Consider the following 17072-nt stretch of genomic DNA (forward strand, 5'->3'; position numbering starts at 1 on the left):
TTCTGTCCGCACCGGAAAGAAAGGGGCAATTGCGGTGCGGAGGCAAAGGGCAGAAACCCATCATGTGCCGGGGACCAGGTCAGCATTCGCGCGCTGCCCGTCACCGTGAGCCTAGTCGTCGAGCGAGCCGTGAATGGCGAATTGTTCCAATCCCGCCGCCTGCGCTTCGATCACCCGATAGCTTTCACGCACTCCAGCCGCGGTCAGGTCGCGCGACACGGCAAGCAGCGTGTTGGACTCGTGCTCGTCGCAAAGATCGGCCATCTGGGCAATCTCCTCGGCGGCCACGGGCCGCGCGGCCTCGCGCGAGGGGGCACCGTAGTAGGTCACGAAATGATCCGCCAGCAGGTCGGTCAATGCCTCGATCTCGGGCGGTTCCACCTGCGTCACAGCGACGAAAGTCACGCGCCCGAAGGTTTCCAGCCCCAGCCAGCCATTGGCAAAGGCTTGCCGCGCTTTGCCGGTCAGGTCGCCTTCGGTCCAGTTCGAAAATTCGAACCCGCCAGAGATGCACCATTCGCCGGTGCGCGCGGGGCTGGCAAAGACATGCCGGTCGCTTTCGTCGAAATGGATCGCACGGGCTAGCTTCATGGAGCCTCCTCAAGGACGTTGGTCAGCGGGATGAGGTGGGTGGTCTTCGCATCGCGCAAGAGCATCCCGAACCGTTCGTCCACGCCGAGAAAGGTACCGTCGAACCCATTCTGGGTGATGTCTTCGCCCAGTCCCCACGCCAGCCCGCGCCATTCGGAATGGAGCGACTTCACGCCCTCGTCCTCCCAGCGGGCGATCCAGTTCAAAGTGTGCCGTGCCCAGCTTTCGACAAGCCGGCCGGGATCGACCTCGGCGCAGCCTTCGGACATCAGCGCGGTGCGGTCGGGGGTCAGGCCGGTCTCCTCGTCCTCGGGCAGGATCGGCAGCGTGAACCCGACCACCAGCCAGTCGGGCACCGTGTCGGGATCATCCGACGCCGCGCAGGCGCGGAAGCGGCCACAAGAGGCACCGTTGACCCGCAGCCCACCATCCCAGTCCAGATGCACCGCGACCTCGGGCGGGGCCAGGGCACCGAGTGCGTTCTGGAAGCCCACGCCGCAAAGCGGAAGCATCGCAATCGCGTCGCGCAAAGGCACCTCGGGCGCTAGCACCAGCGCCGCGCCCACCCGGTCGAGGGCGACGCGATGCGTCACCAGTCCGGCTTCGCAGCCGGTGACAGCGCGCATGACGGCGGTGTCGAACGGATCGCTGCTGACCGCCTCGCCTGTCATGGCCGGGGGAAAGCTGAGCGCCGTCATGCCACCCCCCGCGCAACCAGCGCGCGCGCCACATCCTGAAAGGCGCGGGCCTGCGCGCTGTCGGGCTGACTGACCACGATGGGCGCCCCGCCGTCCGCAGCCACCCGGATCTGCAGGTCGAGCGGCACCTCGGCCAGAAGCGGCACGCCGAGTTTCCTCGCCTCGGCCGCGACGCCGCCGTGGCCGAAAACGTGTTCTTCGTGCCCGCATTGTGAGCAGATATGCGTCGACATGTTCTCGATCATGCCAAGGATCGGAACCTTCAGTTGGTTGAACATGTCGATGCCCTTGCGCGCATCCAGAAGTGCGATGTCCTGCGGGGTCGAGACGATGATCGCCCCGTCCACCTGCGCCTTCTGCGCCAGCGTCATGGACACGTCGCCGGTGCCCGGCGGCAGGTCCACCAGAAGCACATCCAGCGCGCCCCATTGCACCTGCATCATCATCTGCTGCAGCGCCCCCATCAGCATCGGGCCGCGCCAGACCACGGCCTGATCCTCGTTCGTCATCAGGCCGATGGACATCATGGTGACGCCGTGGTTGCGCATCGGCAGGATGATCTTACCGTCGGGCGAGGCCGGTCGCCCCGACACGCCCAGCATCCGCGGCTGCGAGGGCCCATAGACATCGGCATCCAGAAGCCCGACGCGGCGGCCCTGCTGCGCCAGCGCGCAGGCGAGGTTCGCCGAGACGGTGGACTTGCCGACGCCGCCCTTGCCGCTGGCCACGGCGATCAGATGCGCGACGCCGGGAATCGTTTCGGGGCCCTTCGGCTCGGCCTTGCGCTGGGGCTTGAGGTCGGGCGGCGCCTTGTCGGTATGGCCCGTCAGCACGATGGAGACGCCCGTGATGCCGTCGAGCGCGGCCAACGCCGCCTCGGCCTGCGCCTTGACCGCCTGATATGCCGTCGCGGCCGAAGGCGGGATTTCCATCACGAAGCGCACCGCGCCCGCGTCGCTGACATTCAGCGCACGGACGACACCGCTGCCGACGATGTCGCCGCCCGCCACCGGGTCGACGACAGTCTTGAGCGCGTCCAGAACCGTTTCCCGACTTGCCGCCACGGCTTACTCCTGCCCCTTGATCGTGCCGGTGACCTCATGGTTGAGGCCCAGTTCCTCGATGGTGATGACGGCCTTGACCGCGAAGGTCTTGCCCGAGGTCTCGGCGTTGCGCATCGCCTCCTCGATGGCTTGTTGGCTGGTCACTCCGACCTGTTTCAGGAATTTGCGCATCGACATGTTGAAATCGTCGCTCATCGGGTCCTCCTTCGGATGCGTTGACGCGGGCAGGGGCGGGTGCCTAGGATCGGCTTATGCTTACGCGCGTTCTCGTGATCATTACGGCGGCCCTGCTGGCCGCGCTTCCGGTGCAGGCCGACGACCGTCTCGTCTTCCTGCATGCGCCCGAACCGCTTGTCGAGACCGGGCTTATGAAACATATCCTCCCACGGTTCACGCTCAAGACCCGAGTGAAGGTCGAGCTTGTGCCCGAGGCGCAGGCGCAGATCGTGCTGGGTACGCAGGGCAGGGCGCTGTTCGAAGGCGCGGGGCAGGTCTGGCACATGGTGGTGAGGGACGAGGCGCATGCGGGAACCGGGCGCTTTGCCGACTGGCTCGTCTCCGAGGTGGGGCGGAACACCGTAACCAGTTTTGCGCCCGGCGGCGTTGCGCTCTTCACGCTGACGGAGGTACAGGAACAGGTCGAACCCGTGATGGGCTTCGCCGGCGACGCGAAGCTCGGCCTCGCGGTGGCGCTGGCGAAATGCACACGCTGCCATGCGGTCGATGCGGCGACGCGGATGGCGGGCATCGCCTCTACACCCAGCTTTCCCGTTCTGCGCAGCCTGCCCGACTGGGAGGCGCGGTTCTCCGCCTTCTACACGCTGAACCCGCATCCCGCCTTCACCCAGGTCGCGGATGTCACGCCGCCCTTTCCCATCGACCGCCCGTCGCCCATCGCGCCTGTCGAACTCACGTTGGACGACGTGGAGGCGGTGCTTGCCTATGTCGCCACGATGGAGGCCGCCCAGCTTGGCGCGCCCTTGCAGCAGAACTGACCTCGCTTGTGCCATCGTCTAATGGTCCCGCCGCTTGGACAGGTAGTCATCGGTGGTGCGGGGCTTGGGCCTTTCGCCCGCAGCAAAAGGGTTGTTCTCGGCGTGGAACTGCGCGTTGACGCGGCAATCGTCGCACATCTGGATCATGCGCAGCTTGTCGCCCGAGAACATGGCGTGGCTCTGCAGTTTCTCGGTGATCCGGTCGATGGTCGATTTCACCCCGAAGAGCGCGCCGCATTCGATGCAGGCAAAGGGCTCTTCCTCGTTCAGCACGACCTGCCGCAGTGCCTCGTCGGCAAGGTTCAACCGCGGCTCCAGCGTGATCGCCGTCTCGGGGCAGATGGTTGAGCAGATGCCGCATTGCAGGCAGGCATCCTCTTGAAAGCGCAACTCGGGCCGGTCCGGATTCTCTGCAAGGGCGCCCGAGGGGCAGAGCGACACGCAGGACAGGCAGAGCGTGCAGGCACCGGTGTCGACCAGCACGGCGCCATAGGGCGCGCCCTCGGGCAGCGGAAGGCTCGGTGCCTCGGGGTGCAGCGCACGGGCAGCCTGCCGTGTGATCTGGCGCCGCGTGCCCATCGGGCGGACGGGGATCGCAACCGGGGCAGCGGCCTGCCCGCCGTAGAGCGTGTCCGACAGCGCATCGGGATCGGAAGTGTCGAGCAGCGCGACGCGGCCCTCCCCGGCGATGGCCTGGGCCAGGGCGATCTGCGCGGCAAGGGCAGGGCGGTCTGCCCCGGGTCCGGGCAGGATCGTGACCTGTGCAAAACCGGCCGCCAGTGCGGCCACCGCCTCGGCATGGCCAAAGGCGCCGATGGCAGACATCTCGAGCGGGATCGCATCGGCTGGCAACCCGCGCCCGTATCGCGCGGCAAGGCGGATCATCTCGGCTCCGTGCGCGTCATGCGCCAGCAGGCGCGGCGCCGATCCGCCCGCGTCGAGGAACGCTTTGGCCAGCGTCTGCACCCGGCGCATGGTCAGGTCCACCGGCGGCGCGTCGTAGCTGATGGCGCCGGATGGGCAGACCGAGGAACAGGCACCACAGCCCGCGCAGATCATCGGATCCACGGTGACGTGATCCCCGTCCGGCGTGATCGCACCCGTGGGGCAGAGGTCGAGACAGCGGGTGCAGCCGGTCTTCTCGGCCCGCGAATGGGCGCAGAGCAGCGGCTCGGTCCGGACGTAGAGCGGTTTCTCGAAGGTGCCGACAAGGTGTGAGGCCGCCATGACCGCTGCGGCGACGGCCGGGGCGTGACCCGGCTCGGCGCGCAGATAGCCCTCGCGCTTCTCATGCGCCGGGAACAGCGGCGTTCCGCCGCGCAGGTCGAGAATGATGTCGCACTGCGACCGTCCGCCGTCGCGTGGTTCGGTCAGGCTGAAGCCTCCGCGCCCGCCGGGTTCGACCTGCTGCAAGGCGTCAATGGTCACATCGAACTGACCAAGCGCGCCAGTCGCATTCCGCAACTTCCCGACAATGACGTCATAGGCGCGACTGTCGGGCAGGGCGGCGGTGTCCGAAAGCAATACCGTGACGCCGAGATGGTTACAGAGCCTTTCTGCGGCGTCGAGAGCCACATCGGCGGACCCGAGGATCAGGCAAAGCCCTTCGGACACGACATCGACCGCGCGGACGGTTGCGGCGGGCAGCAAGGCCTCGGCCACCAATGCGGACATTTTGGGTAGTGTCGGGGTCGAATCTGCAGTCCAACCCGCCCGGTCGCGCAGGTCGAGAAGGGGGGGGATGGATGTGCCAAGTTCGTCGGCCAAGGCCTCGAAGGTGCGGACCTCCTGCATGCAGCAGATTACGGTGTCCTCCGCCTTCATCGCCTCGGCCGCGCGATTGATCTGGGTGGTGCAAAGCGCCTTGCAGGGTGGAAGGACCTGCAATCCGGTGGCCTTGGCAAGGCCTTCGGCGTCGATGGTCTGACTGCCCATACAATCGCAAGTTATCAATGACTTGACCATGATTTTCCCTTCCTTGCGAGAGCCGGTTTCCGGCCCCGCGATACCCTTCGGCGAGGCAACGCTACACATGATTCGCAAGCCGCGACAAGCCGATTTCTCTTGACGTGTGCCCTGGCAAGGGACGCCGAATCGCCCCGGAGCGCGAGGTTGGCACGGCGGTTCGCTGACCGCCTAATTCCCGAGCAAAAAAGTCAAAATAGACCAATTGTCCATAGGGCGCGCTACCGCGCGAACGGCATGCCCAAATTGTCCGATTTTGAATTCAGGATACCGTCGTGTACGAATTTCTCTTTGAGTGAACCTCCCTTGCATGCGAGCGTGACGCAAGAGGAGGACCGATCGTGTTTCATAACCCCAACTCGTATCGGACGATGCCGCTTGGGATTGTGGTCAGGCGTACGCCCGGCGTGACCCGGTGGGCTGCGTACGCGTGGCGTGCTGCAGCGATCCTTCCAGGCGCCCGCGACGCGGACTGGGTGGAATTGCGGCGCGAAGGCGAGGCGGTGGAATTCCACGCCGCGACGCTTACCCTTGAACTGCATGGCTCCGACACCGAGGCCTATGCCCACGGACTCGCCGCGCGGGTTCCGAGCGTTTACGTCGTGATGCGCCAGCCAGAGGACGGAGAGCGGCCGCTTGACATGGTGCTGGTCACGGCTTCGCCCTACGAGGCTCAGGACTACTGCGACAATGGCGAGGATATCGTCGAGAAGGTGCCGATGACGACCGGGCTTGTGGCCTGGGTTCAGGACTTTGTCGATGCCTTCCACAAGGAAGAGGAATTCGTCAAGCGCCAGCGCGACAAGACGCGCGTGGACCTCAAGCAGGATGGCATCGGCGATCCGCGTGTCGCGAAACCTGCCGATATCTATGCCTCGCCGCGGTTGAAGCGGGAAAGGCTCATATGAGCGATTTCTGGAGTCGCAGACGCGCTGCGGTCGAGGCCGAAGAACGAGCCGAGGAGGCCGCGGCGCAATCGGCGATCGCGGCGGCGGAAGAGGCTCGGCTGGCCGAACGCGAAGACGCCGAACTTCTGGAAGAAGCCGGGTTGCCCGATCCCGATACGCTTGAAACATCCGAACAGGTTCAGGCATTCCTGCGCTCGGCCCTGCCGCAGCGGCTCAAGCAGCGGGCGCTGCGGCGGCTCTGGCGAATGAACCCGGTGCTGGCCTGTCTCGACGGGCTGAACGACTATGACGGCGATTTCACCGATGCCGCGCATGTCCGTGCGAACCTTCAGACGGCCTACCAGGTCGGCCGCGGCATCCTGCGCGAGATAGTGGCCGAACCTGTACCCGAGGCGGTGGCCGAAGCGGCTGCCGAGCCGGAGCCCGCACCGGAGCAGGCGGCCGAGCAAGCGCCCGTTCTGGCCGACGTGCCGCACGCGGACCCTGATACAGGACCCGAACCGCAACCCGAAACAGCGCACAGCCCGCGCAGGATGCGCTTTTCTTTCGAGACAGACCCGAGGACGACATGAAGAACGCCATGGCCGCAATGCAGGACATCGCCGAGGAAGACCGCCTCCGTGCCGATCTTTACAACTTCTTGGGAGTGATCCTGGCCGGGCCACCGGACCAAATGCTGCTGGCCCAGACCGCCGGTTTGCAGGGCGATGCAAGCGAATTGGGGCAGGCGATCACGACGCTGGCCAAGCTGGCCAAGCTGACACGACCGGCCGCGGTGGAAAGCGAATACAACCGGCTGTTCATCGGGCTGGGCCGGGGCGAACTCTTGCCCTATGCCAGCTATTACCTGACGGGTTTCCTGAACGAGAAGCCGCTTGCGAGCCTGCGTCGGGACATGCTGGCGCGGGGCATAAGCCGGGCGGAGTCGGTATTCGAGCCGGAGGACAACATCGCCAGCCTCATGGAGATGATGGGGGCGCTGATCGTCGGGCGTTTCGGACCGCCGGCCACGATCGAAGACCAGAAGACGTTCTTCGCAAAGCATATCGGCCCCTGGGCGGGGCATTTCTATTCGGATCTGGAGAAAGCCAAGGGTTCGGTCTTCTACGCCCCCGTCGGAACGGTCGGGCGGCTTTTCATGGAGATCGAGGCCGAGGCTTTTCGGATGAGCCGCACGGGGTAGCACCCCCTGTGCAATCGAGCGGCGGGCAACCGCCGGAACGGGCGGGAAACCCGCCCACCATCGAGGAGGAGCCAAGATGGACAAGGAAACGAAGGCCTCGCGCCGCGATTTCCTGAAGCTGGCAGGAACCGCGGCGCCGGTTGCGGCGGTCGTGGTTGCGACGGCAGGGACGGAGGCGCAAGCCGCCGAACCAGACCTGACACGGGACACCATGCAGGACACCGCGCATACGCGCGCCTACTACGCGTCCGCCCGTTTCTGATCGAAGCGGACGGCGGTTAGCGGGTCACGGCGACTGGTAGCGAGACGCCCGACAGCCAAGACCCATGTCGCAGCCAAGCAAGCGAGGCCCGCAGGGCCGGAGCGAGCAAGGGAGAGAAACCATGTTGAGGAAAAAGACCAACGGGGTAGCGAGACGCCCCCAGCGGACTTCGATCCTGTCCGAGGTGGCGAACACCTCGGTTGACCGCCGCGCTTTCCTGCGCGGGTCCGGTCTGGCGATCGGCGGGCTTGCCGCAATCGCCGCCACGGGAGGAACCGTGACGCAGGCAAGCGCGAACACCGCCGCCGCCGCTGCCGTGGAACTGAAGAAATCCGTCTGCACCCATTGTTCGGTGGGCTGCACGGTCGTCGCCGAAGTGGCCGACGGCGTCTGGATCGGTCAGGAACCCGGCTGGGACAGCCCGTTCAACCTGGGCGCCCATTGTGCCAAAGGCGCGTCGGTGCGTGAACACGCGCATGGCGAACGCCGCCTCAAGTACCCGATGAAGAAAGAGGGCGGCGAGTGGAAGCGGATCAGCTGGGAACAGGCGATCGACGAGATCGGCGACGGCATGATGAAGATCCGCGAGGAAAGCGGCCCTGACAGCGTCTACTGGCTCGGCTCGGCCAAGCACAGCAACGAACAGGCCTACCTGTTCCGCAAGTTCGCCGCCTATTGGGGTACGAACAACGTGGACCACCAGGCCCGCATCTGTCACTCGACCACGGTCGCCGGTGTTGCCAACACCTGGGGCTACGGTGCGATGACGAACAGCTACAACGATATCCACAATTCCAGGGCCATCTTCATCATCGGCGGCAACCCGGCCGAGGCGCATCCCGTCTCGCTGCTGCATGTCCTGAAGGCCAAGGAACAGAACAACGCCCCGCTCATCGTCTGCGACCCGCGCTTCACGCGCACCGCGGCGCATGCGGACGAATATGTCCGCTTCCGGCCCGGCAGCGACGTGGCGCTGGTCTGGGGGATCCTGTGGCACATCTTCGAGAACGGCTGGGAGGACAAGGAGTTCATCCGCACCCGTGTCTGGGGGATGGACCAGATCAGGACCGAAGTCGCCAAATGGACCCCCGAAGAGGTCGAGCGCGTGACCGGCGCCCCTGGTTCGCAGCTGCGCCGCGTGGCGATGACACTGGCCAATAACCGTCCCGGCACCGTGATCTGGTGCATGGGAGGCACCCAGCACACCAACGGCAACAACAACACCCGCGCCTATTGCATCCTGCAGCTTGCGCTGGGGAACATGGGCACCGCCGGTGGCGGCACTAACATCTTCCGCGGCCATGACAACGTGCAGGGTGCAACCGACCTCGGCGTTCTCGCCGACACGCTGCCGGGCTACTACGGCCTCTCTGCAGGGTCCTGGGCCCATTGGGCGCGCGTCTGGGAGGAGGATCTCGACTGGCTGAAGGGCCGTTTCGCCACGATGAAGGGCGCGGACGGCAAGGACAAGGCCATGATGAACGTGTCCGGCATCACGGTCAGCCGCTGGATCGACGGCGTGCTCGAGGACAAGGAAAACCTCGAACAGCCCGACAACACGCGGGCCATGGTTCTGTGGGGCCACGCGCCCAACTCGCAGACCCGCATGGTCGAGATGAAGACGGCGATGGAAAAGCTCGACATGCTGGTCGTGGTCGATCCGTTCCCGACGGTCTCGGCGGTGCTGCATGACCGGACGGACGGCGTATACCTGCTGCCTGCCACCACGCAGTTCGAGACCCGCGGCTCGGTCACGGCCTCGAACCGGTCGCTGCAATGGCGCGAGCAGGTGATCCAGCCGTTGTTCGAATCGAAGCCCGACCACGTCATCATCGCCAAGTTCGCGAAGAAGTTCGGGTTCGAGGACCGGCTGTTCCGCAACATCGCCATGGATGGCGAGGACGAGCCGAATGTCGAGGACATCACCCGCGAGTTCAACCGCGGCATGTGGACGATCGGCTACACCGGCCAGTCGCCCGAGCGGATGAAGCTGCACATGGCCAACCAGCACACCTTCGACCGTACCAGCCTGCGCGCGGTGGGCGGCCCGGCGGATGGCGATTTCTACGGGATGCCGTGGCCCTGCTGGGGCACGCCCGAGATGAACCATCCCGGTTCGGCCAACCTTTACGACATGTCGATCCCGGTTGCCGAAGGCGGCATGGGTTTCCGCGCGCGTTTCGGCGTGGAGCGGGATGGCGACAACCTGCTGGCCGAGGGTGTCTACCCGGTGGGATCGGAAATCCAGGACGGATATCCCGAATTCACCATGCAGATGCTGATGGATCTGGGCTGGGACGGTGACCTGACGGCCGAAGAACGCGCTGCGATCGAAAAGGTGGCCGGCTCGACGGAGAAGCTCGGCGAGGTGAACTGGAAGACAGACCTTTCGGGCGGCATCCAACGCGTCGCGATCGCCCATGGCTGCGCGCCCTACGGCAACGCCAAGGCCCGCGCCGTGGTCTGGACCTTCCCGGATCCGATCCCGTTGCACCGCGAGCCGCTCTACACCAACCGGCGCGACCTGGTGGCCGATTACCCGACCTACGAGGACCGGCATTTCTGGCGGGTGCCGACGCTTTATGCGTCGATCCAGAAGAACGACTTCAGCCAGGACTATCCGATCATCCTGACCTCCGGGCGCCTCGTGGAATACGAGGGCGGCGGTGACGAGACGCGGTCGAATCCATGGCTGGCCGAGTTGCAGCAGGACATGTTCGTCGAGATCAACCCGCGCGACGCCAACAATCTCGGCGTGCGTGACGGGGCGCAGGTCTGGGTCGAAGGTCCGGAGGGCGGCAAGGTCAAGGTCATGGCGATGGTGACCGAACGGGTGGGCGAGGGCGTGGCCTTCATGCCCTTCCACTTCGGCGGCCATTTCCAGGGCGAGGACCAGCGGTCCAAATACCCCGAAGGAGCCGATCCCTATGTCCTGGGCGAATCCACCAACACCGCCCAGACCTATGGATATGACAGCGTGACGATGATGCAGGAGACGAAAGCGACTCTCTGCAAGATCATGCCAGCGTAAGGAGGAGAATGAACGATGGCTGCAAGAGCTAAGTTCCTGTGTGACGCCGAGCGCTGCATCGAGTGCAACGCCTGCGTCACCGCCTGCAAGAACGAGCACGAGGTGCCGTGGGGGATCAACCGCCGCCGGGTGGTGACGATCCAGGACGGCAAGCCGGGCGAACGTTCGATTTCGGTGGCCTGCATGCACTGTTCAGACGCGCCCTGCATGGCGGTCTGCCCGGTGGATTGCTTCTACCAGACCGAGGAAGGCGTCGTGCTGCACAGCAAGGACCTGTGCATCGGTTGCGGATACTGCTTCTACGCCTGCCCCTTTGGCGCGCCGCAGTTCCCGCAAGCGGGCAATTTCGGGTCCCGCGGCAAGATGGACAAGTGCACCTTCTGCGCCGGTGGCCCGGAAGAGACGCACTCGACCGCCGAGTTCGCCAAGTACGGGCGTAACCGGATCGCCGAAGGCAAGCTGCCGATCTGCGCCGAGATGTGCTCGACCAAGGCCCTGCTGGCCGGGGATGGCGACGTCGTCTCCGCCATCTACCGCGAACGCGTGGTCGCCCGCGGCTTCGGCTCGGGCGCCTGGGGCTGGGGCACCGCATACGACCAGAAGGGCGGCTGAGCCGTTCGTAGGCCAGGCCGGGATCACCCTGGCCTGACCCTCCGTCGCGATGGATCGGAAAACATCCCGTGCCAGCCGGTGCGGGATGGGTTTGCGATCCATCGCTCACGACGTGACAACAGGGAGCAAGACCATGTTTCGCCATTTCATGGCCCTATTACTGGTGACGCTGCTTGCCGCGCCGATCATGGCACAGGCGCAGGAAACCGCTGACCCGGCCGCAGCCGTGCAAACCGATCGCACCGCGACCGGTGGCGCGCAGACGCTTGAGGACATCCTGCGCCGCCAGCAGGGACTGTCGGTCGACGACAGTTTCCGCCGCCAGTTCGGTGATCCGAATTCCGCTGCCGGCATTACCGAACAGCTTGGAACGCTGGGTGGTGCCTCGGATCCCGATCTCTGGCGCGCGCTCCGCTTCAACGCAGCCGACATCAAGGTCTCGGCAGGCGGAGATGTGGCCAAGGTGCTGGTGCAGGATGGCGGCATGGCCTGGTACCAGTTCCGCTCCGGCCCGCTGTCCACCTATGGCGGCTGGCTGCTGCTTGGCACGATCGTTGCGCTGGCGGTCTTCTACCTGTTGCGCGGACGTATCCGCATCGACGAGCCGATGACCGGGCGCACCGTTACGCGATTTCAGTTCATCGAGCGGTTCGCCCACTGGATGCTGGCGGGCAGCTTCATCCTGCTGGGCCTGACCGGGCTTTTCGTCAAATACGGCCGCGACTACATCGCGCCCACCCTCGGGAAGGAGTTCAACGCGACCCTGCTGGTGGCTTCGAAATTCGTGCACAACAATGTGGCCTGGGCCTTCATGCTGGCGCTGGTCATGGTCTTCTTCATGTGGGTCATGCACAACATCCCGAACCGCACAGATATCACCTGGTTCGCGCAGGCGGGCGGCATCATCGGCAAGAAGCACCCCCCCGCCAAGAAGTTCAACGCGGGCCAGAAGATCATCTTCTGGTCGGTGATCCTGCTCGGCGGGTCGATCTCGGTCTCGGGCCTGTCGCTGCTCTTCCCGTTCGAGTTGCCGCTTTTCGCCAAGACCTTCACCATCCTGAACGACATCGGTATTCCGGGATGGTTCGGCTATGGCCCGCTGCCCGTGGATCTTACACCGCAGGAAGAGATGCAGTTCACACAGGCCTGGCACGCCATCGTCAGCTTCGTGCTGATGGCGATCATCATCGCGCATATCTACATCGGCTCCATCGGGATGGAGGGCGCCTATGACGCGATGGGTTCGGGCGAGGTGGACGAGGCCTGGGCGCATCAGCACCATTCCCTCTGGCTCGACGAACTGAAGGAGAAGGAGCGCGGTGGCCCTGCATCGGGCAAGGCGACGCCAGCGGAATGATGCGCACCGTTCTCGCGCTTGCGCTTGCGTTCGCCGGGGCCGCGCAGGCGCAGAACTTCACCACTCTCAAGGGGCATGGCGGGCCGGTCATGGCACTGGACCTTTCGCCCCTCGGACAGGTGGCCAGCGCCAGTTTCGACAACTCCGTGGGGCTGTGGGACGGGCGTGATCCGCAATGGCTGGAGGGCCACGCGGCAGCAGTTGTTGCCCTGGCCTGGGGGCCGGACGGGGTGCTCTATTCCGGCGGAGACGATTTCACCGTCCGCGCCTGGGCGGACGCTCCGCGTGAAATGGGCCGCCACGAGGGAAAAATCACGACGCTGGACGTCTCGCCGGATGGTACCTGGCTCGCAAGCGGAAGCTGGGACGGTTCCGTTCGGCTCTGGCCGCTGCCCGATGGTGCCCCGGTCGAGTTGCCTTATCCCGGCGCAGGGGTGAACGCGGTCGCCTGGGGACCGGAAGGGCGGTTTCTCTACGCAGGAACCTCGCAAGGCAGGCTGCTGCGCTACGAACCGGCGACCGGCGAGGCACCGCTGCGACTGATCGAACATGGCTTTGGCATCAACGAGATCGTCGTGACGGCGGATTGGATCGCCTATGGCGCCGTGGATGGCGGAACAAGGGTGATCGACCCTGAAGGCGGGGCCATCGCGGATTTCACGCTCGACCGTCGCCCGATCCTCGCCATGGACCACCACCCGAAAACGGGCCAGATCGCGGTGGGCGACGGGCATGGCTACATCATGATCCTCGACACGGCCGACTGGCGCATCGTCCGGGACTTCCAGGCAACGCGGCAAGGTCCGGTCTGGGCGCTGGCCTTCTCTCCAGACGGCGCGGTGATCCATGCCGGCGGTCTTGACGATGTGATATATGCCTGGCCCGTGGCGCTGCTCGACGCGTTCGACCCGGGGATTTCCGGCGAACGCTCGTTTCTGCGCGCGCCCGAGACGATGTCGAATGGCGAACGGCAATTCATGCGAAAATGTTCGATCTGCCACGCGCTCGACAACGGGCCCTCGCGCAAGGCAGGGCCGACGTTGCACGGGCTTTTCGGACGTGCGGCGGGCTCCGTGCCGGGCTATTCCTATTCCGACACACTGGCCGGATCGGGTATCGTCTGGTCCGAGGAAAGCGTGGACGCCCTTTTCGACGAAGGCCCGGACCACTACATTCCGGGGTCCAAGATGCCGATGCAGGTGATCGCCGGCAAGGACGACCGGGCCGACCTGATAACCTTCCTGAAACAGGCCACAAGAGGGGAGTGAGCCAAGATGAAAGCCATGCTGGCAGGATTTGCCGCGATGATCGTAATTGGCCTGGGGGCCTGGTATGTATTGGGGGAAATGGGGTTCGCCTCGGCCGAACGCATGTCGGGACCCAGTGTCCGTCTGGACTGACGCCCGCGTGAACGAAGCAGACGCATATGGACCACAGCTCGCCTCTGCGCAGGTGTTGGTCGTGGATGACGAACCGGGAATGCGGAACTTCCTGGCCAAGACGTTCGGCCCGAGGGTCAAGCGACTGGAAGAGGCGGCTTCGCCGCGCGAAGCCTCGGCGAAACTGGATCAAGCGCATTTCGATCTGGTGATCCTGGACAACCTCATGGTGGGAGGCAAGGGGCTCGACTGGTTGAACGAGCAGCGCCGCAAGGGCTTCTTTGCCGACACGATCCTGATCACGGCCTATGCCGATCTTGACACCGCCATCGCGGCGTTGCGCGCGGGGGTCTCGGATTTCGTGCTGAAGCCATTTCGCGCCAATCAGATTTTGGGCGCCGCGGCGCGTACGCTGGATCGGAAAAACCTGCGGCGTGACAACACGCTCCTGCGGCACGCCCTGCACAAGGGTGGCACGCATGGGCCGCTGCTGGGCCGTTCGCTCCGCATGACAGAGGTGCGCGCGCTGATCGACAAGGTTGCGCCGCTGCCGACACCGGTGCTTTTCACCGGTGGTACAGGAACCGGAAAGGAACTGGCCGCGCGCCATCTGCACCTGCGTTCGGACCGCGCCGCGCGGCCTTTCGTGGCGGTGAACTGCGCCACCATTCCGCCCGACCGCCTGGCCGAAGAGTTGTTCGGTCGCGTGGACGCTTCGGGCACACTCAAGCCGGGGCTATTCCTGCTGGCCGACGGGGGCACACTGTTTTTCGACGAGGTCGCCCAGATGTCCGAGCCAACGCAGGCCGCGCTCTTACGGGTTCTGGAGGATATGCGGATCCGGCCACTGGGGGCTGAGCGCGAGATGCCGCTGGACCTGCGGCTCTGCTTTGCGACGAATGCCGATCTGCCTGGACTGGTCGGTTCCGGCCGTTTCCGCGTAGACCTGTGGCACCGGATCAATGTCATGCAGATTGCCATGCCGCCGCTCAAGGGACGCTCCGAGGACATTGTTGAACTCACGGCGCATTTCATGAAGCATTTCTCTGGCGCGCTCGGCCTGCCGTCGCTCGCGCTTGATGACGAGACGCTGATGAACCTTAGCCGGTACGACTGGCCCGGAAACGTACGCGAACTTCGTAATCTGATCGAGCGATCCGTCATCCTTGGCACCTTCCCGCCGGATTTTTCGGGGCACGGCGAGGTGACGGGGGCGCCCGCGCTGGAGAACCTCGACCAGGTGACCCAGCGTCATATCCAGCGCGTTCTCGACGCCTGTGATGGCAATCGGGCCGAGGCCGCGCGCCGTCTTGGCGTGTCGCGCAAGACGGTGGACCGCAAGATGTCCGCCTGGACCGGGACCGGAAGACGATAGATCTGGCCGGTCGCAGTCGCGAATGCGCAGGAGATCGCGGCGCACTATGCCTCGGATACAGGAGCCGGTGCGGTCGCATATGGCCGTGAACCGGTTGAATAAACCCCTGAGATTTCTCGGCAGCTCAATTGAAGTTCATGTGCCTTTTGATCGGCTCCTTGCATTGCTATGAAAATAGAGGGGTCGGTATCACAACAGATTGGCAGTTCCGATGTCCGCGACCGCAAAATCGATCAGCGTGCGTACCTTGCGGGGAAGGGTGCGGCCTTCTAGATACACGGCGCCGATATCGCCGCTTTCGCCGGTATAGCTGTCAAGCAACCGAACCAGGGCACCGCTGTCGATCGCACTGCGCAAGGCAAAGCTTGGAACATAGGCGATCCCAATTCCACTGCGCGCAAGATCGACTGCGGCGCTTGCGGAATTCACGTGAATTCGGCCATCGATCTGCACCGTATTTTCGATGCCGTCACGTTTGAAAGCCCAGCGTCGCGGGTTCCGGCGGTTGGTGTCGACAATGCAGCTGTGTCTTGAAAGATCACCAGGCGTGTCAGGTTGTCCCGCTCTTGCGAGATAGGCCGGGCTGGCGACAGCCAGGCTCTGGAACGCGCCCATTCGCCGGACCTTGAGTGAGGCCATTTGGAAACGGCCAATTCGAAAGGCGAGGTCGATGCCCTCGGCAGCGAGATCACTGAAGGCATCAGTCAGCCTCAAGTCGATGGTGATGCCGGGGTGTTGCCCGGCGAAACGCGCGAGCATTCCGGCGATGTAGACCTCGCCGAATGTTATGGGAGCGGAAATCCTCACAACACCGGACAAACCCTTCGAGGAATCCGAGACATCGGCCAGCAGGTGGTCCAGATCGTCCAGCAGGGCAGGGGCGCGGGACAAAAGATCGGTCCCGGCCGGGGTCAAGCCAACCTTTCGGGTCGTGCGTTGAAAGAGACGCACGCCAAGGCGCTGCTCAAGTTCCGCCACGTATTTCGAGGTCAACCGGTTCGAAATACCCAACTGGGTCGCGGCACCCGTGAAGGATCCCGATTGGGCGGTCGCGACAAATGCACGAAGTTGATCAAAGAGGTCCATCTCAATATTCAGAACATTTCGTGGATAGTCATTCATGATCTTCGCCATTTCGGGGGTGAACTGCAAGACGTATGTTTTTCACACAGTCTTGCTGCCGCGAGGGCAGCTCCGGAAACAAAGAGATCGACATGACCACGTATGCAAAATCTGACTACGCCGCCTTTGCGCTTCGCGTTGCAAGCGGTTCGCTTTTTCTCGCCCATGGCTGGCTGAAGATCAGCGTCTTCACCGTCGCCGGAACCGTCGGCTTTTTCGAGAGCCTCGGTTTGCCCGGATTTCTGGCTTATCTCACGATTTTTGCCGAGATCGTCGGCGGCATCGCCCTGATCCTCGGCGTTGGAACGCGCCTTGTCTCGCTGGCGCTGATCCCGGTGCTTCTGGGTGCAACCTGGGTCCACGCCGGCAATGGCTGGCTGTTCTCCGCTGAAGGCGGCGGCTGGGAGTTTCCGATCTTCTGGGCAGTCGTACAGGGTGCGGTCGCAGCGCTCGGCAGCGGGGCGTTTGCCCTGAAAGTCCCGGCGCTGCAAAGGGCGCTTGGTCAATTCGCCTGAGAACCTGGAAAATGC

At 64.6% G+C, this 17072-nt stretch carries 18 protein-coding genes; 12 read left to right on the top strand and 6 right to left on the bottom strand.

Annotated elements, in window-relative coordinates; all coding sequences use genetic code 11:
- Window positions 1-111: 111 nt before the first annotated feature.
- The 4 genes from BLT75_RS21065 to BLT75_RS21080 are packed head-to-tail and all read right to left on the bottom strand — an operon-like array spanning window position 112 to window position 2548.
- Window positions 112-591 carry a DUF6505 family protein gene (locus BLT75_RS21065; RefSeq protein ID WP_093036814.1) on the bottom strand — a complete coding sequence of 160 codons (480 nt, stop codon included), beginning with the start codon at window positions 589-591 and terminating at the stop codon, window positions 112-114.
- Window positions 588-1289 (bottom strand): biotin/lipoate--protein ligase family protein, encoded by a 702-nt coding sequence (locus BLT75_RS21070; protein ID WP_093036816.1) that lies wholly within the window; start codon window positions 1287-1289, stop codon window positions 588-590. The genes BLT75_RS21065 and BLT75_RS21070 overlap by 4 nt, the downstream gene beginning before the upstream one ends.
- Window positions 1286-2353 (bottom strand): Mrp/NBP35 family ATP-binding protein, encoded by a 1068-nt coding sequence (locus tag BLT75_RS21075; RefSeq protein WP_093036819.1) that lies wholly within the window; start codon window positions 2351-2353, stop codon window positions 1286-1288. The genes BLT75_RS21070 and BLT75_RS21075 overlap by 4 nt, the downstream gene beginning before the upstream one ends.
- Window positions 2354-2356: 3 nt before the next feature.
- A complete protein-coding gene (locus BLT75_RS21080) occupies window positions 2357-2548 on the bottom strand; it encodes a DUF6494 family protein (protein WP_093036822.1) in 192 nt (63 codons plus the stop codon).
- A gap of 56 nt (window positions 2549-2604) precedes the next feature.
- Here BLT75_RS21080 and BLT75_RS21085 point away from each other — a divergent pair, with 56 nt between their 5' ends.
- Entirely contained in the window at window positions 2605-3348 is a 744-nt protein-coding gene (locus BLT75_RS21085; protein ID WP_093036825.1) for a cytochrome c family protein, read from the top strand.
- A gap of 18 nt (window positions 3349-3366) precedes the next feature.
- Here BLT75_RS21085 and BLT75_RS21090 read toward each other — a convergent pair whose 3' ends face one another.
- Window positions 3367-5313, bottom strand: a complete 1947-nt coding sequence (locus tag BLT75_RS21090) for a 4Fe-4S binding protein (protein ID WP_093036942.1) — start codon at window positions 5311-5313, stop codon at window positions 3367-3369.
- Between the two features lie 371 nt (window positions 5314-5684).
- On the opposite strand from BLT75_RS21090, the gene BLT75_RS21095 reads away from it, so the two are divergent.
- The 10 genes from BLT75_RS21095 (at window position 5685) to BLT75_RS21135 (ending at window position 15420) form a co-directional block, all read left to right on the top strand.
- Window positions 5685-6221: a DUF3305 domain-containing protein gene (locus BLT75_RS21095; RefSeq protein ID WP_093036828.1), complete on the top strand. Its 537-nt coding sequence runs from the start codon at window positions 5685-5687 to the stop codon at window positions 6219-6221.
- Window positions 6218-6793 (top strand): DUF3306 domain-containing protein, encoded by a 576-nt coding sequence (locus BLT75_RS21100; RefSeq protein ID WP_093036831.1) that lies wholly within the window; start codon window positions 6218-6220, stop codon window positions 6791-6793. The genes BLT75_RS21095 and BLT75_RS21100 overlap by 4 nt, the downstream gene beginning before the upstream one ends.
- A complete protein-coding gene (locus BLT75_RS21105; protein ID WP_093036834.1) occupies window positions 6790-7404 on the top strand; it encodes a TorD/DmsD family molecular chaperone in 615 nt (204 codons plus the stop codon). The genes BLT75_RS21100 and BLT75_RS21105 overlap by 4 nt, the downstream gene beginning before the upstream one ends.
- A gap of 76 nt (window positions 7405-7480) precedes the next feature.
- Window positions 7481-7666 (top strand): twin-arginine translocation signal domain-containing protein, encoded by a 186-nt coding sequence (locus BLT75_RS21110; RefSeq protein WP_093036836.1) that lies wholly within the window; start codon window positions 7481-7483, stop codon window positions 7664-7666.
- 121 nt (window positions 7667-7787) lie between these two features.
- A complete protein-coding gene (locus tag BLT75_RS21115; RefSeq protein ID WP_093036839.1) occupies window positions 7788-10697 on the top strand; it encodes a formate dehydrogenase subunit alpha in 2910 nt (969 codons plus the stop codon).
- 15 nt (window positions 10698-10712) lie between these two features.
- The gene (fdh3B, locus tag BLT75_RS21120; protein WP_093036842.1) at window positions 10713-11309 is read left to right on the top strand and encodes a formate dehydrogenase FDH3 subunit beta; all 597 of its coding nucleotides are present in this window, start codon (window positions 10713-10715) and stop codon (window positions 11307-11309) included.
- 133 nt (window positions 11310-11442) lie between these two features.
- The gene (locus BLT75_RS21125; protein ID WP_093036845.1) at window positions 11443-12666 is read left to right on the top strand and encodes a formate dehydrogenase subunit gamma; all 1224 of its coding nucleotides are present in this window, start codon (window positions 11443-11445) and stop codon (window positions 12664-12666) included.
- On the top strand, window positions 12663-13934 hold the full coding sequence (locus tag BLT75_RS21130) for a c-type cytochrome (RefSeq protein WP_093036848.1): 1272 nt from the start codon (window positions 12663-12665) through the stop codon (window positions 13932-13934). Before BLT75_RS21125 ends, BLT75_RS21130 begins: the two co-directional genes overlap by 4 nt.
- Window positions 13935-13940: 6 nt before the next feature.
- The gene (locus BLT75_RS25120) at window positions 13941-14066 is read left to right on the top strand and encodes a hypothetical protein (RefSeq protein WP_281243194.1); all 126 of its coding nucleotides are present in this window, start codon (window positions 13941-13943) and stop codon (window positions 14064-14066) included.
- Between the two features lie 7 nt (window positions 14067-14073).
- Window positions 14074-15420: a sigma-54-dependent transcriptional regulator gene (locus BLT75_RS21135; RefSeq protein WP_245706609.1), complete on the top strand. Its 1347-nt coding sequence runs from the start codon at window positions 14074-14076 to the stop codon at window positions 15418-15420.
- Between the two features lie 189 nt (window positions 15421-15609).
- Here the strand turns inward: BLT75_RS21135 and BLT75_RS21140 are convergent, their stop codons facing one another.
- Complete coding sequence (locus tag BLT75_RS21140) at window positions 15610-16506, bottom strand: LysR family transcriptional regulator (RefSeq protein WP_093036945.1); 897 nt, start codon at window positions 16504-16506, stop codon at window positions 15610-15612.
- 128 nt (window positions 16507-16634) lie between these two features.
- Between BLT75_RS21140 and BLT75_RS21145 the strand changes: the two genes are divergently transcribed.
- Complete coding sequence (locus BLT75_RS21145; RefSeq protein ID WP_093036948.1) at window positions 16635-17057, top strand: DoxX family protein; 423 nt, start codon at window positions 16635-16637, stop codon at window positions 17055-17057.
- Window positions 17058-17072: the final 15 nt, after the last annotated feature.

Source organism: Ruegeria marina (assembly GCF_900101475.1).
Classification (GTDB): Bacteria; Pseudomonadota; Alphaproteobacteria; order Rhodobacterales; family Rhodobacteraceae; genus Ruegeria_B; species Ruegeria_B marina.